The sequence below is a fragment of the Agrobacterium tumefaciens genome, from assembly GCF_013337285.1.
Lineage (GTDB): Bacteria > Pseudomonadota > Alphaproteobacteria > Rhizobiales > Rhizobiaceae > Agrobacterium > Agrobacterium burrii.
Genome location: NZ_SUPW01000002.1, coordinates 798457 through 822891 on the forward strand (window position 1 = coordinate 798457; position 24435 = coordinate 822891).

Annotated in this window: 22 protein-coding genes; 13 read left to right on the top strand and 9 right to left on the bottom strand. The window is 59.9% G+C overall.

What is annotated here, in order from left to right:
* Positions 1-9: 9 nt before the first annotated feature.
* The 8 genes from FCH38_RS09745 (at position 10) to FCH38_RS09780 (ending at position 7442) form a co-directional block, all read left to right on the top strand.
* The gene (locus tag FCH38_RS09745) at positions 10-1083 is read left to right on the top strand and encodes a BMP family ABC transporter substrate-binding protein (RefSeq protein ID WP_149897367.1); all 1074 of its coding nucleotides are present in this window, start codon (positions 10-12) and stop codon (positions 1081-1083) included.
* 232 nt (positions 1084-1315) lie between these two features.
* The gene (locus FCH38_RS09750; RefSeq protein WP_149898092.1) at positions 1316-2050 is read left to right on the top strand and encodes a FadR/GntR family transcriptional regulator; all 735 of its coding nucleotides are present in this window, start codon (positions 1316-1318) and stop codon (positions 2048-2050) included.
* Between the two features lie 213 nt (positions 2051-2263).
* A complete protein-coding gene (gene glmU / locus FCH38_RS09755) occupies positions 2264-3625 on the top strand; it encodes a bifunctional UDP-N-acetylglucosamine diphosphorylase/glucosamine-1-phosphate N-acetyltransferase GlmU (RefSeq protein ID WP_174373601.1) in 1362 nt (453 codons plus the stop codon).
* Between the two features lie 102 nt (positions 3626-3727).
* Positions 3728-5554, top strand: coding sequence for a glutamine--fructose-6-phosphate transaminase (isomerizing) (glmS, locus tag FCH38_RS09760; RefSeq protein ID WP_174373602.1), 1827 nt, complete (start codon positions 3728-3730; stop codon positions 5552-5554).
* Complete coding sequence (locus tag FCH38_RS09765) at positions 5551-6054, top strand: GNAT family N-acetyltransferase (RefSeq protein WP_174373603.1); 504 nt, start codon at positions 5551-5553, stop codon at positions 6052-6054. The genes glmS and FCH38_RS09765 overlap by 4 nt, the downstream gene beginning before the upstream one ends.
* Positions 6055-6067: 13 nt before the next feature.
* Positions 6068-6736 (top strand): DUF502 domain-containing protein, encoded by a 669-nt coding sequence (locus FCH38_RS09770; protein ID WP_149897371.1) that lies wholly within the window; start codon positions 6068-6070, stop codon positions 6734-6736.
* A gap of 170 nt (positions 6737-6906) precedes the next feature.
* Positions 6907-7155 carry a CopG family ribbon-helix-helix protein gene (locus tag FCH38_RS09775; protein WP_423753167.1) on the top strand — a complete coding sequence of 83 codons (249 nt, stop codon included), beginning with the start codon at positions 6907-6909 and terminating at the stop codon, positions 7153-7155.
* On the top strand, positions 7152-7442 hold the full coding sequence (locus FCH38_RS09780; protein ID WP_153513975.1) for a type II toxin-antitoxin system RelE/ParE family toxin: 291 nt from the start codon (positions 7152-7154) through the stop codon (positions 7440-7442). The genes FCH38_RS09775 and FCH38_RS09780 overlap by 4 nt, the downstream gene beginning before the upstream one ends.
* A gap of 25 nt (positions 7443-7467) precedes the next feature.
* On the opposite strand, the gene FCH38_RS09785 is transcribed toward FCH38_RS09780, so the two are convergent.
* Complete coding sequence (locus FCH38_RS09785; RefSeq protein ID WP_149897374.1) at positions 7468-7740, bottom strand: hypothetical protein; 273 nt, start codon at positions 7738-7740, stop codon at positions 7468-7470.
* Between the two features lie 14 nt (positions 7741-7754).
* Positions 7755-9860, bottom strand: a complete 2106-nt coding sequence (gene recG / locus FCH38_RS09790; RefSeq protein WP_174373604.1) for an ATP-dependent DNA helicase RecG — start codon at positions 9858-9860, stop codon at positions 7755-7757.
* A 188-nt stretch (positions 9861-10048) separates the two neighbouring features.
* Here recG and FCH38_RS09795 point away from each other — a divergent pair, with 188 nt between their 5' ends.
* From FCH38_RS09795 to FCH38_RS09805, 3 genes are all read left to right on the top strand, one after another.
* Positions 10049-10360: a succinate dehydrogenase assembly factor 2 gene (locus FCH38_RS09795; protein WP_174373605.1), complete on the top strand. Its 312-nt coding sequence runs from the start codon at positions 10049-10051 to the stop codon at positions 10358-10360.
* Between the two features lie 3 nt (positions 10361-10363).
* A complete protein-coding gene (gene mfd, locus FCH38_RS09800) occupies positions 10364-13861 on the top strand; it encodes a transcription-repair coupling factor (protein WP_174373606.1) in 3498 nt (1165 codons plus the stop codon).
* A gap of 459 nt (positions 13862-14320) precedes the next feature.
* Positions 14321-14659, top strand: a complete 339-nt coding sequence (locus tag FCH38_RS09805; protein ID WP_174373607.1) for a hypothetical protein — start codon at positions 14321-14323, stop codon at positions 14657-14659.
* Between the two features lie 47 nt (positions 14660-14706).
* Here FCH38_RS09805 and FCH38_RS09810 read toward each other — a convergent pair whose 3' ends face one another.
* Genes FCH38_RS09810 through FCH38_RS09820 form a run of 3 tightly spaced genes read right to left on the bottom strand, consistent with a single transcriptional unit; the run spans position 14707 to position 18252 of the window.
* Positions 14707-15648: an EamA family transporter gene (locus FCH38_RS09810; RefSeq protein WP_174373608.1), complete on the bottom strand. Its 942-nt coding sequence runs from the start codon at positions 15646-15648 to the stop codon at positions 14707-14709.
* Between the two features lie 52 nt (positions 15649-15700).
* Positions 15701-16369, bottom strand: a complete 669-nt coding sequence (locus FCH38_RS09815) for a DsbA family oxidoreductase (RefSeq protein WP_149897380.1) — start codon at positions 16367-16369, stop codon at positions 15701-15703.
* A 35-nt stretch (positions 16370-16404) separates the two neighbouring features.
* Positions 16405-18252 carry an extracellular solute-binding protein gene (locus FCH38_RS09820; RefSeq protein ID WP_174373609.1) on the bottom strand — a complete coding sequence of 616 codons (1848 nt, stop codon included), beginning with the start codon at positions 18250-18252 and terminating at the stop codon, positions 16405-16407.
* Positions 18253-18577: 325 nt separating this feature from the next.
* On the opposite strand from FCH38_RS09820, the gene FCH38_RS09825 reads away from it, so the two are divergent.
* Positions 18578-19234 (top strand): invasion associated locus B family protein, encoded by a 657-nt coding sequence (locus FCH38_RS09825; protein WP_142840062.1) that lies wholly within the window; start codon positions 18578-18580, stop codon positions 19232-19234.
* 90 nt (positions 19235-19324) lie between these two features.
* Here the strand turns inward: FCH38_RS09825 and hspQ are convergent, their stop codons facing one another.
* The 4 genes from hspQ to FCH38_RS09845 all read right to left on the bottom strand — a co-directional run bounded on the left by hspQ (position 19325) and on the right by FCH38_RS09845 (position 22581).
* On the bottom strand, positions 19325-19654 hold the full coding sequence (gene hspQ, locus FCH38_RS09830) for a heat shock protein HspQ (RefSeq protein ID WP_149897382.1): 330 nt from the start codon (positions 19652-19654) through the stop codon (positions 19325-19327).
* Between the two features lie 89 nt (positions 19655-19743).
* The gene (locus FCH38_RS09835) at positions 19744-20664 is read right to left on the bottom strand and encodes a DMT family transporter (protein WP_174373610.1); all 921 of its coding nucleotides are present in this window, start codon (positions 20662-20664) and stop codon (positions 19744-19746) included.
* A 96-nt stretch (positions 20665-20760) separates the two neighbouring features.
* Complete coding sequence (glnA, locus tag FCH38_RS09840; protein ID WP_149897384.1) at positions 20761-22170, bottom strand: type I glutamate--ammonia ligase; 1410 nt, start codon at positions 22168-22170, stop codon at positions 20761-20763.
* A gap of 72 nt (positions 22171-22242) precedes the next feature.
* Complete coding sequence (locus tag FCH38_RS09845) at positions 22243-22581, bottom strand: P-II family nitrogen regulator (RefSeq protein WP_003508042.1); 339 nt, start codon at positions 22579-22581, stop codon at positions 22243-22245.
* Between the two features lie 358 nt (positions 22582-22939).
* Between FCH38_RS09845 and FCH38_RS09850 the strand changes: the two genes are divergently transcribed.
* Positions 22940-24430: an NAD(P)H-hydrate dehydratase gene (locus FCH38_RS09850; RefSeq protein ID WP_174373611.1), complete on the top strand. Its 1491-nt coding sequence runs from the start codon at positions 22940-22942 to the stop codon at positions 24428-24430.
* The last annotated feature ends 5 nt before the right edge of the window (positions 24431-24435 follow it).

Below are 24435 nucleotides of genomic sequence, written 5' to 3' on the forward strand. Positions count from 1 at the left end.
GGGGTAAAAATGAAAAAACTGGTCATCGCACTCGCCGCTTCCGTCGCGGCCCTCGGAGGCGTCGTTTCCTCCGCTGAAGCCGCCGACGCCAAGAAGGTCTGCTTCATCTATGTCGGCAGCCGCACCGATGGCGGCTGGACACAGGCGCATGAAATTGGCCGCGAAGAGCTGCAGAAGCACTTCGGCGACAAGATCGAAACGCCGTTCCTCGAAAGCGTTCCGGAAGGCCCGGATGCCGAACGCGCCATCGAGCGCATGGCCCGTTCCGGCTGCGAACTGGTGTTCACCACCTCCTTCGGCTTCATGGATGCGACCGTGAAGGTTGCCCAGAAGTTCCCCAAGGTGAAGTTCGAGCACGCCACCGGCTTCAAGACCGCTGAAAACGTCGCGACCTACAATGCGCGCTTCTATGAAGGCCGTTATATTCAGGGCCAGATCGCCGCGAAGATGTCGAAGAAAGGTCTCGCCGGCTACATCGCTTCCTTCCCGATCCCGGAAGTGGTGATGGGCATTGACGCCTTCGTTCTCGGTGCACAGTCGGTTAACCCGGACTTCAAGCTCAAGGTCGTATGGGCCAATACCTGGTTCGACCCCGGCAAGGAAGCCGATGCCGCCAAGGCACTGATCGACCAGGGCGTCGATATCCTGACGCAGCACACCGACACGACAGCACCGATGCAGGTTGCAGCGGAGCGCGGTATCAAGGCTTTCGGTCAGGCATCCGACATGATCAAAGCCGGTCCCGAGACACAGCTGACCGCCATCAAGGATACCTGGGGCGCTTATTACATCAAGCGCACGCAGGCTTTGCTTGACGGCACCTGGAAGTCGGAATCCATCTGGGATGGCCTCAAAGACGGCATCCTGACCATGGCGCCCTACACCAACATGCCTGACGACGTGAAGAAAATGGCTGAGGACACCGAAGCCAAGATCAAGTCGGGCGAGCTGCACCCCTTCACCGGCCCGGTGAAGAAGCAGGACGGCTCGGAATGGCTGAAGGCTGGTGAAAAGGCTGAGGACAAGGTTCTGCTTGGTCTCAACTTCTACGTTGCCGGCGTGGACGACAAGCTGCCGCAATAATTCTGCGTGCCGGCACAGGCCGCCAATTGGACCGCGTATGAAATTCATGCGCGGTCTTTGTTATTTTTATCTGTTTTGCCGTGTGAACGAAGTTTGGCTTTGCTTTTCACGCGCGTTGATGTTTTTCACTGTATTCTACGTTGAAAATCGTGGGCCTGACCTGGAATATACAAGCCATACGCGATTTTCACCTCGTCAACCGAACGGGAGGACATGACACTTGCAGCGCGGAATGCTCGATGCGGCGATCGGTTTTCGAAAGCTGCGGACAAATCATGCACAGGTCGTTCACAAGCTCGGTCTCGACATCGTGTCCGGCACCTTCAAGACGGGCGACATCCTGCCCGGCGATGCCGAGTTGATGGAGCGGCTGAAAGTATCCCGCACGGTGTTGCGTGAAGCGATGAAGACGCTGACCGCCAAGGGCATGATTTCGCCCAAGGCGCGCATCGGCACTCGGGTGACGGAGCGCGAAAGCTGGAACATGTTCGACAGTGAAGTGCTTCTCTGGCACTTCGAGGCAGGCGTCAGCGACGAGTTCCTGCTGCATCTCTATGATATCCGTCAGGCTTTCGAGCCCTATGGCGCGGGGCTTGCCGCTCTCAGGGCAAAGGACGCCGATATCGCCAAGCTTGCCGCTTACGCCAACGAGATGGGCAATACGGCCTATTCTAAAGAGAAGCGGGCGCTGGCGGATATGAATTTCCATGTGCTCATCACTGAAATGTCCGGTAATCCGTTCATGCGCACCGTCGGTTCACTGATCAAGGCAGCGCTGGCGGGTATTTTCCGGATGAGCAACCCGGAAGCCGATCCCAATGAGATTTCCGATGTATCCGCCTCCCATTTAAGGCTGGTCGAGGCGTTTCGTCTGCGCGATGAGGCCGCGGCGCGCCGCGAAATGGGCAGGCTGATTGAAAACGGTCGTCAGCAGGTATTGGAATTCAACGCCCGTCACCCGCGCTGAACAGATCACGCCATACCGCCGCTGATCACGTTTGATGAAAATCGGCATGGAAATTTGGTGTGGATTTGCATGGTTTCTTAAGTGGGCCGCCGTTATAGCAATGCCGGAACGCAATTACCGATGCGCCTGTCTGTTCAACCGGCTGGCGTAAAGTCAAACACATGCCACTGTCCCGGCTGCCCTTGTGCCCGGAGATAGGGTGTTGGAGGTCTTATGGAGCGCAGCTCTCTAGCCGTTATTCTCGCAGCGGGCGACAGCACGCGCATGAAGTCGTCGAAATCCAAGGTGCTGCACACGGTTGCCGGGCGGCCGATGATTGCGCATGTGGTGGAGGCTGTGGCTGGATCGGGTGTTGGCGCGGTGGCGCTGGTGGTCGGGCGCGATGCTGACAATGTTGCCGCGGCCGCGAACCTTAGGGGTCTTCAGGTTGAAGCTTTCTTGCAGACGGAGCGCAAGGGCACCGGCCATGCCGTTCTTGCCGCACGCCCAGCCATTGAGCGCGGTTTCGACGACCTGATCGTCGCTTATGGTGACGTGCCGCTCATCACGTCCGCGACGCTTGATCGGGCGCGTGAGGCGATTGCCGCCGGTGCCGATGTGGCCGTGATCGGCTTCCACACCGAGCGTCCGACCGGTTATGGCCGGTTGCTGGTCGAGAATGGCGAGCTGGTAGCGATCCGCGAGGAAAAGGACGCAACCGACGAAGAACGCAAGGTGACCTGGTGCAATAGCGGCCTGATGGCGATCAACGGTCGCAATGCGCTTGATCTGCTCGACCGGATCGGCAACGGCAATGTGAAGGGCGAATATTACCTCACCGACATCGTTGAAATCGCCCGTTCGCTCGGCCGTCGCGCCGTGGCCATCGATGCGCCGGAAACCGAGCTGGTCGGCTGCAACAACCGTGCCGAACTGGCTTTTATCGAGAAGTTGTGGCAGGAGCGCCGCCGCCATGAGTTGATGGTGGAGGGTGTTTCGATGATCGCGCCCGAGACGGTTTTCCTCTCCTTCGATACGAAGATCGGGCAGGATGCCCTGATCGAGCCGAATGTCGTGTTCGGTCCCGGTGTGACCATCGAGGCGGGTGCCATCATCCATTCGTTTTCGCATCTGGAGGGGGCTCATGTTGCTGAAGGTGCGATGGTCGGTCCTTTTGCGCGGTTACGTCTGGGTGCCAACCTGCATGCCAAAGCCAAGGTCGGCAATTTCTGCGAGGTCAAGAAGGCGGAGATCGGCGAGGGCGCCAAGGTCAACCATCTGACCTATATCGGTGATGCCTATATCGGCGCCGGCAGCAATATCGGTGCGGGCGCCATCACCTGCAATTACGACGGTTACAACAAGGCCGAAACGCGGATCGGTGCGAACAGTTTCATTGGCTCGAACTCGTCGCTGGTCGCTCCCGTCACCATTGGAGAGGGGGCTTATATAGCCTCCGGCAGCGTGATTACCGATGACGTGCCTGATGATGCGCTGGCTTTCGGGCGGGCGCGTCAGGAGGTTAAGCCGGGCCGCGCAATCGTGGTACGCGAGCGGGCGAAAGCGCTGAAGGAAGCCAAGAAAAAGGCCTCTTGAAAGACGTTACCGAGCGATACCGAAAGTGACCGGCGGGATAATTGCTGATTTCGGAGAAACGGTTAGTAGTTTCGGCGAAGAGATCGCCGTCTGGAGAAATATATGTGCGGAATTGTCGGAATTGTCGGAACCCAGCCTGTTGCTGAACGGCTTGTCGATGCGCTGAAGCGTCTCGAATATCGCGGTTACGATTCGGCTGGTGTCGCCACCATCGACAATGGCGCGATGGACCGCCGCCGGGCGGAAGGCAAGCTGTTCAACCTGGAAAAGCTGGTTTCGGAACAGCCGCTGCCGGGTGTGGTCGGTATTGCCCACACCCGCTGGGCGACGCATGGCGTACCGAACGAGACCAATGCCCACCCGCATTTCGTTGAAGGCGTTGCCGTCGTCCATAATGGCATCATCGAAAACTTCTCCGAACTGCGCGAAGAACTGACAGCCGAGGGCGCGACCTTCACCACCCAGACCGACACCGAAGTGGTGGCGCAGCTTCTGGCGAAATATACCCGCGAAGGGCTTGGCCATCGCGAAGCGATGCTGAAGATGCTGAACCGCGTTACCGGCGCCTATGCGCTGGTCGTCATGTTTCAGGATGATCCCGGCACGCTGCTTTCGGCGCGCTCCGGCCCGCCGCTGGCCGTCGGTTATGGCCGTGGCGAAATGTTCCTGGGGTCCGATGCCATCGCGCTGTCACCCTTCACTAACGAGATCACCTATCTGGTGGATGGCGACTGCGCCATCTTGACCCGGCAGGGTGCGGAAATCATCGATTTCTCCGGCAAGCCGGTGAAGCGCGAGCGGCAGATTTCGCAGGCGACGGCCTATGTGGTCGACAAGGGCAATCACCGCCACTTCATGGAAAAAGAAATCTACGAGCAGCCGGAAGTCATTTCCCATGCGCTCAGCCACTACGTGGATTTCGCCTCCAAGACGGTGAAGGATGCCGACAAGGCTATCGACTTCTCCAAGCTTTCCGGCCTTGCCATTTCCGCCTGCGGCACGGCCTATCTGTCCGGGCTGATCGGCAAATACTGGTTCGAGCGTTATGCCCGCCTGCCGGTGGAAATCGATGTCGCCTCGGAGTTCCGCTACCGCGAGATTCCGCTCGTGCCGACGCAGGCCGCGCTGTTCATTTCGCAATCGGGCGAAACCGCCGATACGCTGGCGGCCCTGCGCTATTGCCAGCAGGAAGGTCTGAAGATCGGCGCGGTGGTCAATACGCGCGAATCGACCATGGCGCGCGAATCGGATGCGATCTTTCCGATCCTCGCCGGCCCCGAAATCGGCGTCGCCTCCACCAAGGCCTTCACCTGCCAGCTTGCCGTGCTTGCTTCGCTGGCCGTTGCCGCCGGCAAGGCGCGTGGCACGATCACACCCCAGCAGGAAACCGAACTGGTTCGCCATCTCACCGAGATGCCGCGCATCATGAGCAAGGTTCTCAACAGCATCCAGCCGCAGATCGAGGCGCTGTCACGCGATCTGTCGCGTTTCAAGGACGTGCTTTACCTCGGCCGCGGCACCAGCTTCCCGTTGGCGCTGGAAGGCGCGCTGAAGCTCAAGGAAATCTCCTATATCCACGCTGAAGGTTATGCCGCCGGCGAGTTGAAGCACGGGCCGATCGCGCTGATAGACGAGAACATGCCTGTTATCGTCATTGCGCCGCATGACCGCTTCTTCGAAAAGACCGTGTCGAACATGCAGGAAGTGGCAGCCCGCGGCGGCCGCATCATCTTCATCACCGACGAGAAGGGGGCTGCCGCCTCCAGGCTCGAGACCATGGCGACGATCACCCTGCCAAATGTCGACGAGCTGATCGCGCCGATGGTCTTCTCGCTGCCGATCCAGCTGCTCGCCTATCACACAGCCGTCTTCATGGGCACGGATGTGGATCAGCCACGCAATCTGGCGAAATCGGTGACGGTGGAATGATCATTCGGCCGGAACAGCAGGGTGATGAAGAGGCGATTGCTCGCGTTACGGAAGATGCCTTCCGTGACGTCGATCATAGCGACAAGACAGAGCATCTGATTGTCGAGCGGCTGCGCAAGGCGGGCGCGCTAACGGTTTCGCTGGTTGCCGAGGACAGCGAAGGCATCGTCGGCCATATCGGGTTTTCGCCGGTGACGCTCACCAGCGGCGAAACCGGCTGGTTCTGTCTTGCGCCGCTCTCGGTCACGCCGGATCGGCAGGGGCAAGGCGTCGGTTCACGGCTGGCGCGCGAAGGGCTTGCCGCGCTGGAGCGCCTGAATGCCGCAGGCTGCGTCGTCGCGGGCGATCCGGACTATTACGGCCGCTTCGGTTTTCGTCCTGTTGAGGGCTTAAGCGCTGAGGGGATTCCTGACGAATATTTCACAGTTCTTCGCTTGCATGGCGGAACTCCATCCGGCATTGTCGGTTTTCATCCGGGTTTCGATAGCGTCAACGCTTAATGCCGAACGGTAAATGACTGATATTCCAGTAAAAATTTCATTCGCAGCCCGTCTGCGCAACAGCTTCCTCACGGGCGTCCTTATCCTCGCGCCCGTCACCATCACCATGTGGCTGGTGTGGAGTTTTCTGCAGTGGGCGGATAGTTGGGTTAAGCCTTATATTCCCGCCCGTTATGATCCCGAGCAATATTTCGATGTGGCAATCCCCGGCTTCGGCCTGCTGATCGCCGTCGTTGGCATCACCCTCATCGGTTTTCTCGGCAATAACCTCATCGGCAAATGGATCGTCGGCGTCGGTGAATCCATTCTCAACCGCATGCCGCTGGTGCGGCCGATCTACAAGAGCATCAAGCAGCTGTTCGAATCCGTTCTGAAGGAGCATGCGAACTCTTTCAAGAAGGTCGGCCTGATCGAATTTCCCTCCTCCGGCACCTGGGCGATGGTGTTCGTATCCTCGGAAGTGAAGGGCGAGCTTGCCCATCGCTTCAACGAGATGGGCCAGCAGATGGTCGCCGTCTTCCTGCCACCCACCCCTGTGCCCACTGCGGGCTTTCTGCTGTTTGTGCCGAAAGACAAGATCGTGATGCTGGACATGACGCCGGAGGACGCGGCTAAATTGCTGATTTCCGGCGGTCTGGTGGCGCCAGATTTCACGCCGCCGAAGGTGATTGCGCCGGTTTAGATATTGAGGCCGTGCTCGTTGCGTCTGTTACGGATGTCCGCATGGCTATTTCCCGTGTTCATTCTCTAGCGGGAAAATAGTCGGCCTAATGGGGCATATTAGGCTATAGGCGGAACCTTGACGAACCAATGTGGTTCACTAATAATCTTTGTGAACCAAGAGAAGCCGCGATCATGACTGCATTCACAGTGCGCTTGCCAGACGAGGTTGCTGACAAGCTGGACCAATTGGCGGAAAAGCTTGATCGCTCGCGGTCCTATATGGCGACGCGGGCGATTGAGGACTTTGTTGCCCGTGAAGAGTGGCAGCTCGCCGAGATCGAGGCCGGTTTGGCGGAGGCGGATCGCGGCGAGTTTGGAACGCCTGATGATCTCGCAAACATTGTCGGAAAATATGTGAAATCCTCCCGGCCGTCATGAGCGATCGGAGAATTCTTTGGACTTTGCGGGCGCTGCGACGGCTTGATGAAATCGGTGCGCATATCGAAAAGGACAATCCAGCCGCCGCGGCTCGCGTTATTTCCCGTATTGTCTCCGCGGTCGATATGTTGGTGGCGCAGCCGGCGATGGGGCGGGTCGGGCGCATCAGGGGAACACGGGAAGCCGTACTTCCTGACATTTCCTACATTATTGCCTATCGCGTCGGCCGGAATATCGAGATTCTGACGGTCATTCATACATCGCAACGATGGCCCTCTGCATTTTAGCCAAAGGGTCTCTCAGACGCGTCGATCAATCCTCATCATCCAGATCGTCCGTCTCAATAGCCGTGCTCGTAGCATGAAAAACAGGAACGAAAAGCCGCATATAGACGAGCCGCACGCTCCAGCCTTGCTCCAGCGCCTCTGCCCATGCCTTCTTTCGGCCGGGCTTTTTGAAAGCCTTGCCTATCGCCTTCTTCTCGCTTTTCGCAAAGGTCTCCGGCTGCAAGGTGTTCTGCGGCGAGCAGAGCGCGTAGCCCTTGCGGAAGGCGGGTGGTGGGCGGCGTGGGTCGATCATGTTCATGATGGTCAAAACTTTCAGCCGGCGTGCAGGAAGCGGATCGCTTCGTCGCGGCGGTGCAGATAGAGCAGGGTGCGCAGGCTGTCGCCGCGTGGTCCTGTCAGTTCGGGGTCGCGCTCGATGACATAGGCCGCGTCCTTGCGGGCGATTTCCAGCAGGTCGGCATGCGCCTCGAGGCTGGCGATGCGAAAGCCCGGCGTGCCGGACTGGCGGGTGCCGAGCAGTTCGCCTTCGCCACGCAGCTTCAAGTCTTCCTCGGCGATGAGGAAGCCGTCCTCGCTGTGGCGCAGGATGGAGAGCCGGGCGCGGCCGTTTTCGCTGAGCGGCCCCTTGTAGAGCAGGATGCAGGTGGATGCCTCGTCACCGCGTCCCACCCGGCCGCGCAGCTGGTGCAGCTGGGCAAGGCCGAAACGTTCGGCGTGTTCGATGACCATGATGGTCGCATCCGGCACGTCGACGCCGACTTCCACCACCGTCGTCGCCACCAGCAGCCGGGTTTCGCCACTCTTGAAAGCGAGCATGGCGGCGTCTTTTTCCGGGCCGCTCATGCGGCCGTGGATAAGACCTATATTTGGGCCGAGCATTTGCGACAGAACCGCATGCCGCTCTTCCACCGACATCAAATCGGACTCTTCCGTCTCCTCCACCAGCGGGCAGATCCAGTAGGCCTTCTTGCCGTCCTTCAAAGCGGCGCGCAGCCGCTCGACAATGTCGCCGATGCGTTCGGTGGGGATTGTCACCGTCTGGATGGGTTTGCGGCCGGCGGGTTTTTCGGTGAGCTTCGACACGTCCATGTCGCCGAAGGCGGCCAGCACCAGCGTGCGCGGAATGGGGGTGGCGGTCATGACCAGCATATGCGGCGTGATGCCCTTGGCGGTGAGCCGCAGGCGCTGGTGCACGCCGAAACGGTGCTGCTCATCCACCACGGCCAGCACGAGGTTCTTGTAAGCGACGCTATCCTGAAACAGCGCGTGGGTGCCGATGACGATCTGCGCTTCGCCGGACGCCACGCGTTCCTCGATCTCGCGGCGCTCCTTGCCCTTGGTGCGGCCGGTGAGAACCTCGACGGTGATGCCAGCTGTCTGAGCGAGTTTGGAGATGGTGGAGAAATGCTGACGGGCGAGGATTTCAGTCGGGGCCATCAGCACCGCCTGTCCGCCGGCCTCCACGGCTGTCGCCATGGCCATCAGCGCAACCAGCGTCTTGCCAGCACCGACATCACCCTGCAGCAGCCGCAACATGCGGTCTTCGCCGGCCATATCGGTCAGGATATCCTTTACCGCAGCGCTCTGGCTTGCCGTTGGCGAGAAGGGCAGCTGTGCGAGGATTTTTGCGGCGATATCGCCCTTGGCGCGGATCGGCTGGCCCGCCACTTTACGAATCCGCTGGCGCACCAGCGCCAATGACAGCTGTCCGGCGAGAAACTCATCATAGGCAAGCCGCCGGCGCGCCGGGGCCTGCGGTTCGATATCGGCGCTGTCGCGAGGATCGTGTAGCTCGCGGAAGCTCGAGGCGACATCGCCGAAACCCTGGCGGGTCTTCAGCGTTTCGTCGATCCATTCGGGAAAGACCGGCAGCTTTGAGAGCCCGCTTTCGATTGCCTTGCGCAGCACCTTGGCAGACAGCCCGGCGGTCATGGGGTAAACGGCTTCCACCAGCGGCAGGTTTTCCGCCTCAGAGAGTTTCACCATGAAATCTGGATGCACCATGGAGGCGCGGCCGTTGAACCAGTCCACCTTGCCGCTGACGAGAACCTCTTCGTCCACTGGCAGCGCCTTGGACAGCCAGTCACCCTTGGCGCGGAAGAAGGTCAGCGCCAGTTCGCCGGTCTCGTCATGCAGGAAAACCCGGTAGGGCGCGGAACGATTGCCCGGTGGCGGCGGCTGGTGGCGGTCAACACGTCCCTGAATGGTGACAATGGCGCCGGGGGCCGCGAGTGCAATGCCGGGGCGGTTGCGGCGGTCGATGACATTCGACGGCGCGTGAAAAAGAAGGTCGATCACGCGGGTATCGTCGGCGCTTTCCCGGCCAAGCAACTTCGCCAGAAGATCGGCGAGCTTCGGCCCCACACCGGCGAGGGTGGAAACCGAGGCAAACAGCGGATCGAGAATGGCCGGGCGCATGGCGCACAAAATCGGGGAAGGGGAGACGTTATGCAAGAGTTGAGCCCCGACAAAGGCGGGTTATCACCGGCAGATTTTCATCGCCGTGGCATTATTTCGATAAAAACCGGTTCCCAAGCGTTCGCCTCCTGTTCTATAGGAGGTCGCAGTCAACATCCTGTTGAATAGCCAACCGAAAGGTGAATGCGATGACTGGACTGGTGCGCACGAGTGCCGACCTCGATCCGAGACGCAGGCGGATCCTTTACCGCTGCTGGCACCGGGGTATTCGCGAGATGGATCTGGTGCTCGGGCAATTCGCGGAAGACCATATCGCCACGCTTTCCGATAGTCAGCTCGATGAACTTGAGGTCATCATGGCGGAAGAGGATAACGACCTTGTGCAGATGGTGACGGGCGCGCAGCCGGTGCCGGAAAAATTCCAGACCCCGCTGTTTGAGAAGATCGCTTCCTACCGTCCCGATTTCGATCTCGTCACAGCAGAAACCCTGAAGGCCTGAAACATGATAGCCGGATTCGATGCAAAGCTGGTAACGTCGGCCGATACGCCGCTGACCATCGGAAATGTGCCTTCCGGCATGGAAGCGCTGCTGCTTGCCGATATGGCGCGGGCAGGCACGTCGGTCGCCTATGTAATGTCGGATGGCCAGCGGGCCGCCGATCTCGAACAGGTCCTCGGTTTCGTCGCGGCTGACATTCCTGTCATGACGCTGCCGGCGTGGGATTGCCTGCCTTATGACCGCGTGTCACCGAGCGCAGACACTTCGGCGCGGCGGCTTGCGGCACTCTCTGGTCTCATCGCCCACGCGAAAAAGCCGCATCCGGCTATCGTTCTCGTCACCGTCAACGCCATGCTGCAGAAGATGGCGCCGCGGGATATCATTGGCAACCTCGGCTTTTCGGCCAAGCCCGGCAACCAAATCCGCATGGAAGAGATTGCCGCACGGCTAGAGCGCAACGGTTTCGACCGGGTGGCGACGGTGCGTGAAGTGGGTGAATTCGCCGTGCGCGGCGGCATTCTGGATGTTTTCGTTCCCGGCACCGAAGAACCGGTGCGGCTTGATTTCTTTGGCGATACGCTGGAAAGCATCCGCACCTTCGATCCGGCCAGCCAACGCACCATCGCCCAGGCCCGCTCGCTCGATTTGAACCCGATGAGCGAAGTGACGCTGACGCCGGACACGATAGGCAGGTTCCGCAAGAATTACCTGTCGCTGTTCGGCGCTGCGACCCGCGACGATGCGCTTTACCAAGCCGTGTCCGAAGGTCGCCGTTATGCCGGCATGGAGCACTGGCTGCCGCTGTTTTACGAGCAGCTGGAAACCGCCTTCGATTATCTGAAGGGTTTCCGCATCGTCACCGACCATACGGCGCGGGAGGCGGCGAAGGAACGCTCCAAGCTGGTGCTCGATTATTACGAGGCGCGACGGGCATCAGGTGAGACCAAAGGTTCCACGCAGGGCGCGCCCTACAAGCCTGTATCGCCGGGGCAGCTCTATCTCGATGGCAAAAGCTTCGATGCGATGCTCGCCGCTGCCAATGCGGTGCGTCTGACACCTTTCAACGAGCATGACAGCGAAGGTCATCCGGTCGCGACTCTGGATGCCCATGTCGGCCCGCGCTGGGCGCGGCCAATGAGCGAAAGCAATAGCGAAGAACGGATCAATGTTTTCGATCTGGCGGTGAAGCATATTGCCGAGCGCCGCGCCAAGGGCTGGAAGGTGCTGATCACAGGCTGGTCGGAAGGTTCGCTCGACCGGCTGTTGCAGGTGTTGAACGAGCACGGGCTGGAAAACATCAAGCCGGTGACGGCGCTGAAAGAGGTGGAGAAGCTCGGCAAGGGTGAGGCGGCCGCGACGGTGCTCAGCCTCGAAGCCGGGTTTGAGACGGGGATGCTGGCTGTCATCGGCGAGCAGGATATTCTTGGCGACCGTATGGTGCGCCGCTCGAAACGCCGCAAGCGCGGCGCGGATTTCATCTCGGAAGTGGCGGGGCTGGACGAGGGCTCGCTGGTCGTCCACGCCGAACATGGTATCGGTCGCTTTGTTGGCTTGCAGACCATCGAGGCGGCGGGCGCGCCGCGCGCCTGTCTGGAACTGCATTACGCCGACGACGCCAAGCTGTTCCTTCCCGTCGAAAACATCGATCTCCTGTCGCGTTATGGTTCCGATGCGGCAGAAGCCACGCTCGACAAGCTGGGCGGTGGCGCGTGGCAGGCCCGAAAGGCCAAGCTCAAGAAGCGGCTGCTCGACATGGCCGACGAGCTGATCCGCATTGCGGCGGCGCGTCTGGTGCGCCATGCGCCGGCGCTGGTTGCGCCGGATGGGCTTTACGACGAATTCGCGGCCCGCTTTCCCTATGACGAGACCGAGGATCAGCTGACCGCCATCGAGGCGGTGCGTGAGGATCTGGGCGCCGGGCGGCCGATGGACCGGTTGATCTGCGGCGATGTCGGTTTCGGCAAGACCGAGGTAGCGTTGCGCGCCGCGTTCCTCGCCGCCATGAACGGCGTACAGGTGGCGGTGGTGGTGCCAACCACGCTGTTGTCGCGCCAGCATTTCCGCACCTTTTCGGAACGTTTTCGTGGTCTTCCAATTCGCGTGCAGCAGGCTTCGCGGCTTGTCGGCACCAAGGAGCTGGCGCTTACCAAAAAGGAAGTGGCTGACGGCAAGACGGATATCGTCGTCGGCACCCATGCGCTGCTGGGCGCGGGCATCAACTTCGCCAATCTCGGCCTGCTGATCATCGATGAGGAGCAGCATTTCGGCGTCAAGCACAAGGAGCGGCTGAAGGAACTCAAAAGCGACGTGCATGTGCTGACGCTTTCCGCGACGCCCATTCCACGCACCTTGCAACTGGCGATGACTGGCGTGCGCGAGCTGTCGCTCATCACCACGCCGCCGGTGGACCGCATGGCGGTGCGCACTTTCATTTCGCCGTTCGATCCGCTTGTCATCCGCGAAACGCTGATGCGCGAGCATTATCGCGGCGGCCAGAGCTTCTATGTCTGCCCGCGGCTTGCCGATCTCGCTGATATCCACGCCTTCCTTCAGTCGGATGTGCCGGAGCTGAAGGTGGCGGTGGCGCATGGGCAGATGGCGGCGGGCGAACTCGAAGACATCATGAATGCCTTTTATGACGGCAAATACGATGTGCTGCTATCGACCACCATCGTCGAATCCGGGCTCGACGTGCCGACCGCCAACACGCTGATCGTGCATCGCGCCGATATGTTCGGCCTTGCCCAGCTTTACCAGCTGCGCGGTCGTGTCGGCCGTTCCAAGGTGCGGGCCTTTGCTCTGTTCACCCTGCCGGTCAACAAGGTGCTGACGACGATGGCCGAGCGGCGGCTGAAGGTGCTGCAATCTCTGGATACGCTGGGGGCAGGGTTCCAGCTGGCGAGCCACGATCTCGATATTCGCGGTGCTGGCAATCTGCTTGGCGAGGAACAGTCAGGCCACATCAAGGAAGTCGGCTTCGAGCTTTACCAGCAGATGCTGGAAGAGGCCGTGGCGGAAGTGAAGGGTGACGAAGAGGTGCGTGACAGCGGCTGGTCGCCGCAAATCTCGGTCGGCACCTCGGTGATGATCCCGGAAGACTATGTGCCGGATCTGCATCTGCGCATGGGCCTTTACCGCCGTCTCGGTGAACTTGCCGATATCGGCGAGATCGACGGTTTCGGCGCGGAAATGATCGACCGTTTCGGCCCGCTGCCGAAAGAGGTGCAGCATCTCCTCAAGATCGTCTACATCAAGTCGCTATGCCGCACCGCCAATGTCGAGAAGGTGGATGCCGGGCCGAAGGGCGTCGTCGTGCAGTTCCGCAACAAGGAATTCCCCAACCCGGCGGCGCTGGTCGGTTATATCGGCAAGCAGGGCTCTATGGCGAAGATCCGCCCTGATCACAGCCTGTTCCTGAACCGCGATCTGCCAACGCCGGAAAAACGGCTGGCGGGGGCGGCGATGATCATGACGCAGTTGGCGGAACTGGCGCGGTCCTAGATTGGGGGCGTTAGGGCATTGAGAGTGAGCCGAAGGTGGGTGGGGTTTACCCCCCTCTGCCCTGCCGGGCATCTCCCCCACAAGGAGGGAGATCGGCAAGGGGCGCTACCGCCACTTCATTCTCAAGCTTCGAGATGGGCGAGACCTTGCCGCAGATCGATCTCCCTCCTTGTGGGGGAGATGCCCGGCAGGGCAGAGGGGGGTAAGCCCCCCGCCTTCGGCCCGCTGTCAATAAACAACCTCCCGAAAACCAACACCTAAAGCACATCCGGACAAACGGAAATTGAAACATCCTACATCCATCTGCTTCATGAACCTCCCAGCCCCGACGCTCCGCAAACATTACCGGGATGTAATGAAACGGACATGCGCCGGTAGCTTCAGCGGGCGTAGTCTTATCCCCATCTCCTGCATTGCGCCGAATATGATGCGCAAGCCGGACGACGAAGGAGCAAGACAATGTGGACCAGGATGAACAGGTTCGCCTCCGCAGGTCTGGTTGCTTTGACAATTGCGGGCACCACAATTGCCACCACCAGCCAGGCGGAAGCACGCAACCACTTCGGACACGGGCATGGCGGCGGCGGCATTGCCGCAGGTATCGCCGGAGCCATTATCGGCGGTGCTATCATTGCCGGGGCGCGGCATTCCTATGACGGCCCTTATTACGGCGAGCCATTTTACGGTCCGCCAGTCTACGGCCCTCCGGTGATCTATCGGCCGGCATATCCGAGCTGCCACGTCGTCTGGCGGCAGAATAGCTGGGGCGATATGTACCGCGCGCGCGTCTGCTACTGAGCTTTCGCCGCCAACCGCAAAAATAGCCATGGAAGAACGCGCCGGACCTAAAGGGTTCTGGGCGCGTCTTCCGGTGTGATGCCGACTGCGACGTTCTGGTCGGTGGCGGCAATCGAGGCCGGCATCGGCACTTTTCGCTGCTTTTCACGGATGAGCGTCAACATGCCGGAACCGACGATGAGGGCGATGCCGACCAGCATCCAGCTGTCGATATGGTCGCCGAAGATCAGGTAACCGAAGAAGATGGCCCAGAGCATCTGGCTATATTGCGTCGGGCCGATCATGGCGGCAGGCGCATAACGGGCCGCATACATGATCAGCACATTGCCGACCGCTGCAAACAGGCCGTAACCGGCCAGAAGCAGCCATTGTTCACCGCCTGGCAGAACGAAGGTCGGGATCATGGCAACGCCGCTGATCGCCAGACAGCCCAGCACGCCGGCGCCATAAAGCGACAATTTCTTTTCCGACGGTCCCATGGCGCGGAAGATCACGATGGACAGCGCGCCGCTCAAACCACCAAGGATAGCGCCGAGATGGCCGATGCCCAATTCACGGAAACCCGGCCTCAGAATGATCAGCACGCCGACGAAGCCGATAATGACCGCCGACCAGCGCTTGATGCCGACCTGTTCCTTCAGGAACACCACCGACATGATGGTGACGAAGGAAGGAAGCAGGAAGATCAGCGCAAAAGCTTCGGCCATGGAGAGGTGCGTGAAGGCTGTGACGCTGCCGACCGCTCCGATGCCGGAAGCAAAAAAGCGGATGAGCCAGAGCGGGCGGTTGGTCGTTTTGACGATATCCGCCCAGCGGTCGTTGCGCTTGCGGATGAAGGGCAGGGCGGCGAGGCCGAATACGGCGCCGAAGAAGGCCGATTCGATCGGTGAAATCTGGCCTTCGATGAGTTTAACGCTCGCGTCACTCCATGCGTAGGCAGCGAAGGCGGCAAAGGCAAGCAGAATGCCTTTCAGGGTCTGGTCCGACACGGGAAAACACCAACAGTTTATCGGTTAGGGTAAGCTGCCGGTGGTTTGACCGTCAGTTCATCGCTTTATGCTCGTCCGCCTTGATTTTTGCAATATCCCGCAATGCAGCAATCAATACGTCAGGCGTTTGTGCACCGCTGATGGCGTATTTCTGGTCGAGGATGAAAAACGGCACGCCGGCGACACCCATTTGCTGCGCTGCATCAATTTCGGCGACGACCGTATCCTTGTCCGCGTCGGATGCCAGAAGCCGCGCCACCACCTTGGCGTCCATGCCAGCCTTCTCGGCCACGTCGGTCAGCACGGCATGATCGCCGATATTGCGGCCTTCTTCGAAATTCGCCTTGAATAGCCCGGTGACGATCTTTTCCTGAACGTCGCGGCCTTCGGAATGCGCCCAGAGCGACAGGCGGTGTGCGTCGAGCGTGTTCGGGCCGATCTTGATTGCATCAAAATCATAATGGATGCCGACTTCCTTGCCGAGCTGCACCAGACTGGCATGCGCTTGCTCCAGACGCTCCTTGCCGAGCTTTTCCTCAAGCGCGGCCTTCTGGTCGACGCCCTCAGGCGGATAGTCCGGATTGAGGCGATAGGGGCGCCAGTTCACGTCGACGCTGATCTCGTCCTGCACCTCGGCAATGGCAAGATCGAGCCTGGCCTTGCCCAGATAACACCAGGGGCAGACCATATCCGATACGACGTCGATGACGATGCGTTCCATGGTTTTATCTTCCGTTGTGTGGACCGGTGAGGGGGTTATTGCGCCCGCGCATCCCACCAGGTCTGTTTCTGATTGCCTGATATCGGGGTCATATCCGGGCGGTCGATATATTTCCAGCGGGCGATCCACTGCGCGCCGATGTAATAGAGCGGAATGATATAGTGGCCGGCGACCAGCAGACGGTCGTAACCGCGCACCGCCGCCTGGAAATCCTCCGTCGAGCGGGCCTGTAGCAGGGCCTCGATCATGCGGTCTATGTCGGGGCTGGCCGCACCGGCATAGTTGAAGCTGCCCTGCGCATCGCGCGACAGCGAACTCCAGCGGTTGAGCTGCTCCGCGCCCGGCGAGAGCGAGGAGGGCAGGGAGCGGATGATCATGTCGTAATCGAAGCTGTTCGAGCGGGCCTGATATTGGCCGTCATCGACCGAGCGGATGCCCATGGCGACGCCGATCAGGTTGAGGGAGCGCTGATAGGCAAGCGCTATGCGCTCCTGCGCCGGGTTCTGCGTCATGATCTCGAAGGCGAGCTGACGGCCATTGGCGTCGGACATCCTGCCATTTTTGATGCTGTACCCGGCCTCTTTCAGCTTATCGACGGCCAGTTTCAGCACCTTGCGGTCCGCACCGGTGCCGTCGGTGGTCGGCATGGCATAGGTTCCCGCCAAAAGCTCCGGCGGCATGGTTTTCGCCGCGTCGCCCAGCAGCGCAAGTTCGCGCGCATCGGCGGCATTGCCATAAGCGCCGAGCGGCGAATTTTGCCAGTAGCTCTGGGTGCGCTTGAAGGCGCCGCCCAGAATGTTCCTGTTCATCCACTCGAAATCGAGCGCGTAGGACAGGCCCTCGCGCACCTTCTCATCGGCAAAGACGGCACGGCGGGTGTTGAACACCAGACCGAACATGCCCGATGGCAGGCGCGGCTGGAACACATCCTTGACGACATCGCCGCGATGCACGGCGGGAAAATTATAGGCCTGCCCCCAATGCGAGGTATCGGAGGTGCCGTTGATGGCATCGCCTTCGGGATAGATATCGATATCGCCCTTCTTGAAGGCCTCGAACATGGTGGTGACCTGCAGGAAATAGGTGATGCTGATCTCGTCGTAATTCTCAAAGCCCAGCTTGCTCGGAATATCCTTGCCCCAATAGTCCGGGTTCCGCTCCCAGGTGATTCGTTCTCCCGGCCGCAGCGTCTTGATTCGGTATGGACCCGAGCCGACAACCGCGCCGAGGCCCGCCTGCTCGAATTTTTCCGGGTCGATCGCGTGTTTCGGCAAAATGGGGGTGGAGGAGGCGAGAATGAGCGGCGTTTCGCGGTTTGCCCTGTCGTTGAAGGTAAAACGGACGCCGTGATCGCCGATTTTTTCCATCTTTGCCACGCCGTCCAAACGGCTATTGAAGGGCGGGCGGCCTTTTTCCTTCAGGAGGTTGAAGGTGAAGATCACATCGTCGGGCGTTACCGGCTCGCCATCCGACCATTTTGCCTTCGGATTGATGTTGAACTGGGTGAATGTGCGTTCCTCGTCCCACTCGACGGTTTCGGCCAGCAGGCCGTAAAGGCTGAAGGGTTCGTCGCTGGAGCGCTGCATCAGCGGTTCGTAGAGCAGATTGCCGAATTCCGGGTCCCAGACGCCGCGTGCGGTGGTGCGCATTCCCTTGAGGACGAAGGGATTGAGGCTGTCGAAGGTGCCGACGACGCCATAGGAAATGCGACCGCCCTTTTTTACGTCCGGATTGACATAGGGGAAGTGCCGGAAGTCTGCCGGCAGCGCCGGCGTGCCGTGCATGGAAATGCCGTGAAGCGGCTGCGCCTGGGCGCTCCCGGCGGGAAGCAGGGATGAACCCAAAAGAAACAATGCGGGGATGAGGGCCGCAAGGTTGCGCATGTTATTATCCTGTCTCAACTGTCCGTCCGATTTATCATGATGATCGGTTTATCGTCATGATTTGGCTTTTTCGTTATGATTCTGGCAAATATGTAGCACAGGCCCTTGGCGGGACCCATGCGAGGGTGGGAAATCTTGGCCCACCTCAAGAAAAAGTTAAAGAAGTGCTGGATATCGCCGCGATCGGCATGTAACAGGGTGGCCGGAAGAGACGGGTCACGCATTTGCCTCATTTAAACGACAGTTGAACGGGCAGAAGGATACCGCCATCGGCGAGCAGGACTTGCGGTTCTGTTCTGGCAGACATTCAGGAGACGGAACTCTTATGATGCAAAAGGCAAACACATTCACCCGGACGGCTCTGTCCGCTCTGGTCCTTTCTCTCGGCGCAGTGTCCGCTCCGGCCATCTCGCAGGCACAGGATGCAGCTCCCGCCGCTCAGGGCGCTGGCGCTCCGCCGCTCGGCTGGTTCAAGACCTGCTCCAAGCAGGAAGACAACGATGTCTGCGTCGTGCAGAACGTGGTTCTTGCCCAGAACGGCCAGATGATCACCGCTGTCGGCCTCATCACTGTTGAAGGCAAGGTCAACCGCAAGCTGCTTCAGGTTTCCGTTCCGACCGCGCGTCTCGTGCCTCCCGGTGTGATGATGCAGATCGATGGCGGCAAGGGCCAGAAGCTCGATTACGCCGTTTGCCTTCCCGACAAGTGCACGGCCGAAGTTCCGCTGACGGACGCCATGATCGCTTCCTTGAAGAAGGGTAGCGAGGTGGTCTTCACCTCCATCAATTTCCGCCGCGCGCCGAACCCCATCAAGATCGCACTCTCCGGTTTCACCGGCGCTTACGACGGTGCTGCCATCACCCAGTCGCAGCTGGCCGAAAGCCAGCGCAGCCTGCAGGAAGGCATGCAGAAAAAGGCCGAAGAGGCCCGCAAGAAGCTCGAAGCCGCTCAGGACGCCGCCAAGACCGCGCCGAAGCCCTGATCGCTCCAGCAGCGTCAAGAATGACAAAACCGGTCTGGCGACAGACCGGTTTTTTTATGCCTTGAGATGTGGGGCGTTACTGGAACCGCGTCAGTGGGCGGTTGACATCTTCGGGCGCCATTCGCCGTTCGGCGCCTTGTCGAACATGCGGCCGATATTGGGGTTGCGGAGCGGCGTCTCGTTTTCATCATGGACAAGGTTCTGCTCGGAAACATAGGCGACGTATTCTGTCTCCTCGTTTTCCGCCAGAAGATGATAGAATGGCTGGTCGCGCTCGGGCCTGATATCGGCGGGAATGGCGTTCCACCATTCCTCGGTATTGGCATATTCCGGGTCCACGTCGATGACCACGCCGCGGAACGGAAACACCTTGTGGCGGACGATCTCGCCAAGCGTGAATTTTGCGTCTCTTTGTTTCATGGCATGAACTTCCTTTCCCACTAATAGTTGGGTGCCCAGCAGGAAATATCAAGGGCTAGGGGCTATCAGGCTGTTTTGCCATCCGCCGCTCAGGCCTTGCGGCCGATCGGCGCGGTGGCGATGACGACACCGCCGGTGACCAGCACGATGCCGATGGCATGGTAGGTCTCGAAGCTCTCGCCAAGAAAAAACGTTGCCATGAGGATTGATACCGGCGGCATCATGTAAAGCGTGATGCCGGCCGTCGCGGGGCCAAAAACGCGCACCGTATGGGTGAAACAATAAAAGGCGAGCAGCGAAGCGAAGAGGATGATGCCGCCGATCTTCGCCCAGGCCATTGATGTGGCGGGCAGCATTCCGCCCTGCGCCAGTTCGAGGGCCGCCGGCGGCAGAAGCACCAGCGCGCCGGAGAGCGCAATCAGTCCGAAAAGGCTGAAGGAGGCCATCTGCCGGGCCGCGGGATCACGCAGCAACACCGAATAGATCGCAAAGGCGATGGCTGCTGTCAGTATGGCGAAATCGCCGATGTTGAAATTCAGGTGCCACAGAGCGGACATATCGCCCTTGAGCACGATTGCGGCCACGCCGGCAAAGGCGATGATCATACCTGCGACTTCGAGCTTTCTGATGCGGCGGCCCTGAAAGATGCGCTGGAACAGGATGATGAACAGCGACGACGTCGTGTAGATCAGCGTGCCATTGGCAGCTGTCGTCATGGTCAGGCCCCAATAGACCACGCCGCCGCAGATGCCCATGCCGAGAATGCCGAGTATGAGCCACAGCAGCGTTTTGTGACGCAGGAAATAAAGGCAGTTGCGCCAGTCGGCGATCATGAAGGGTGCGATGATGAGGGTCGATCCGATCCAGCGGATGAAGGCGGCGATGAAGGGTGAGACCTCGCCGACGACGCCACGGCCGAAAATGACGTTGCTGGAGAAAAAGAACGGCACAGCCAGAAAGATGAGCCAGTCCGTGAGGCGGGTTTGCTGAGTGGCTGGCTTGTTCGACATTGTTCGCGATTATGGCTGGGCTTCAAAAGAAAACGGCGGCCTCCGGAGAGGCCGCCAGGCTGGAGTGGACACCTTGCAGAGCGTCCAGATGACGACTTAGGCCGAATAGTACATGTCGAATTCGACCGGATGCGGGGTCATTTCGAAACGCATGACTTCCTGCATCTTCAGCTCGATGAACGAGTCGATCTGGTCGTCGTCGAACACGCCGCCAGCGGTCAGGAACTTGCGATCCTTGTCGAGGCTTTCCAGCGCTTCGCGCAGCGAACCGCAGACGGTCGGGATCTTCTTCAGTTCCTTGGCAGGAAGGTCGTAAAGGTCCTTGTCCATCGGCTTGCCGGGGTGGATCTTGTTCTTGATGCCGTCGAGGCCAGCCATCAGCATGGCCGCAAAACCGAGATAGGGGTTCTGGGTCGGGTCCGGGAAGCGGACTTCGACGCGCTTTGCCTTCGGGTTGGAGCCGAAGGGGATACGGCAGGATGCCGAACGGTTGCGGGCCGAATAGGCCAGCAGAACCGGCGCTTCATAACCCGGCACCAGACGCTTGTAGGAGTTGGTGGTGGGGTTGGTGAAGGCGTTGATGGCCTTGGCGTGCTTGATGATGCCGCCGATGTAGAAGAGGCAGTTTTCAGACAGGCCGGCATATTCGTCGCCAGCGAAAGTCGGCTTGCCGCCCTTCCAGATCGACTGGTGCACGTGCATGCCCGAGCCGTTATCGCCGAAGATCGGCTTCGGCATGAAGGTTGCCGTCTTGCCATAGGCATTGGCGACCTGGTGCACGACGTACTTGTAGATCTGCATCTTGTCGGCGCTGGAGACCAGCGTGTCGAACTTCACACCCAGCTCGTGCTGTGCGGCAGCCACTTCGTGGTGGTGCTTTTCGACGACCACGCCCATTTCCGACAGAACCGTCAGCATTTCGGAGCGCATGTCCTGCAGGCTGTCGATCGGCGGAACCGGGAAATAACCGCCCTTGACGCGCGGACGGTGGCCGAGGTTGCCGGTTTCATAATCCGTATCGTCGTTGGACGGCAGTTCGGATGAATCCAGCTTGAAGCCGGTGTTGTAGGGGTCCGCCTTGTACTTCACGTCGTCGAAGACGAAGAATTCAGGCTCGGGGCCAACGAATACGGTGTCGCCGATGCCGGATGCCTTGAGGTAGGCTTCGGCCTTCTTGGCGGTGCCGCGCGGGTCGCGGTTATAGGCTTCGCCCGAGACCGGGTCGAGAATGTCGCAAAGGACGACGAGGGTGGACTGGGCGAAGAACGGGTCGATGTGGGCGGTGGCCGGATCGGGCATCAGCACCATGTCGGACTCGTTGATGGCCTTCCAGCCGGCGATCGAGGAGCCGTCGAACATGACGCCATCGGCGAACATGTCTTCGTCGACGCACACCACATCCATGGTGACGTGCTGCAGCTTGCCCTTGGGGTCGGTAAAGCGCAGGTCCACGAACTTGATGTCGTTATCCTTGATCTGCTTCAAGATATCGTTTGCGGTCGTCATTTAAACGTTTTCCTTGAGTGTGATGATGACGAGGTGAAACCCAAGCCTCCCCGGCTTGAGACCCGGTTCTGATTATATGGCGTCCACGCCTGTTTCACCGGTACGGATGCGGATGACTTCCTCGATATTGGAAACGAAAATCTTTCCGTCGCCGATACGTCCGGTCTGGGCCGCATTGCGGATCGCCTCAATGACGGCTTCCGCATTCTCGTCCGCCAATACGACTTCGACTTTCACTTTCGGCAGAAAGTCCACGACGTACTCCGCACCGCGGTAAAGTTCCGTGTGGCCCTTCTGACGACCAAAGCCTTTTGCTTCCGTGACCGTGATTCCCTGAAGTCCGACTTCCTGAAGGGCTTCCTTCACTTCATCGAGCTTGAAAGGCTTAATGATCGCTTCGATCTTTTTCATGAGAAAATATCTCTCCGCTTCTCCCGTTAAAGCAGGTAATTCCCGCTCTGCCACAAGAATGCACGTATTGTGCCAGATCGGAAGCGGGCTTGAAGAAAAAACTTCGCTCCCCCGGCTTTCCGGCACAAAATGCATTCGCTTTTGGCGGTTTTCCAGCGAATTTCTCTCGGAAATCCGAAAAATCCATCCGCATTTCTGTTGATTTGTATTATTTTAGCAATCTCGTATATTTTTAGTTCCTGCGCAGGTGTTTTGTTGGTTTGTTTATATTTTATGCATTTGACTATTATTTGGTCGTGGCGATCTGCTTATTTTTGTATCGATTGCCTTTCCGGCGTTTTGAAGGGATGATCGGCCCATGACATCCCTTTCGCAGCTCTTCCTGATCGACCCGGTTGTGATGGCTCGCATCGATGCGGCGGCCGGGCAATCCGGCATTCCGCTTTACGACCTGATGGAACGGGCGGGGCAGGCGGTTGCCGCCTCGGCGCTGCGCCACTATCCGCAGGCGCTGCGTTTCGTCGTGCTTTGCGGTGGTGGCAATAATGGCGGAGACGGTTATGTGGCGGCGCGGGTGCTTTTGCAGAGCGGCGCGGCCGTTGCGGTTTATCATCTTGGCGATACTGCCGTGCTGAGGGGCGATGCGCGAACGGCATTCGAGCGGAGCGGGGTGACGCCACTGCCGCTTGCGGCCTATGCGCCTCTTTCCGGTGACGTGGTTATCGATGCGGTTTTCGGGGCTGGATTGTCCCGTGATGTTCCAAGCGAACTTGCCGATGTGATCGAGGCGGTGGCAAAGGCGGGCGTGCCTGTGCTTGCCGTTGATCTGCCTTCGGGCCTCTGCGGCCGGCGCGGCGTGCCTCTCGGTGCATCGTTCAGGGCGCAGCGCACCGTGACCTTCATGGCGCGCAAGCCCGGCCACCTGCTGATGCCGGGGCAGGAACTGTGCGGGGTGCTTGAGGTTTTCGATATCGGCATTCCCGCCCGCATTCTTGCCGCCCATGCGGGATCGGTGGCGGAAAACGATCCGCTTGTCTGGCGGCACGCCTTGCCCCGCGCCGATATGGAAACGCATAAATTCCGCCGCGGGCATCTGACTGTCTTTGCCGGACCGGCGCATGCGACGGGTGCAAGCCGCATGGCGGCGCTTTCGGCGCTGAAGGCGGGGGCGGGCATCGTGACTGTTGCTGCCCCGAAGACGGTGCTCGATGTGCTGTCCATGACGCTGACAGCCGTGATGAACACGCCTATGGACGATGCCGATGATCTGCGGCTGTGGCTGGATGACCGGCGTCACGGTACTTTCGTTCTCGGCCCGGGTTTCGGCGATTTAGAAAAAGCGCGGCAGTTCGTGTCGCTGCTTGGAGACAGGGCGGTGGTGCTGGATGCCGATGCGATCACCGCTTTCAAGGATTGCCCGGAGACCCTGTTCGAGCACGTTACATCCGGCACAGGCAAATTTGTGCTGACGCCGCATGAGGGCGAGTTTGGGCGGCTGTTTCCCGATCTTGCCGCTGACGCTGCGTTGAGCAAGGTCGAGAAGGCGCTGGTTGCTTCGGCGCGCAGCGGTGCGGTGCTGGTCTATAAGGGCGCGGACACGGTGATCGCCGCACCCGACGGCCGGGCGCTGGTCAACAGCAATGCGCCGGCGAGCCTCGCAACGGCTGGCTCCGGCGATGTGCTGGCCGGCATTGTCGGTGCGCTACTGGCGCAGGGAACCCCCGCCTTTGAGGCGGCGGCTGCCGGTGTCTGGCTGCATGGTGAGGCGGGTAGCCGAGCGGGCGTTGGCATGATGGCAGAGGATTTGGCCCATGCGGTTCGGCCGTTCGTGGAAGCCTTGACGTCTTAAAGCCG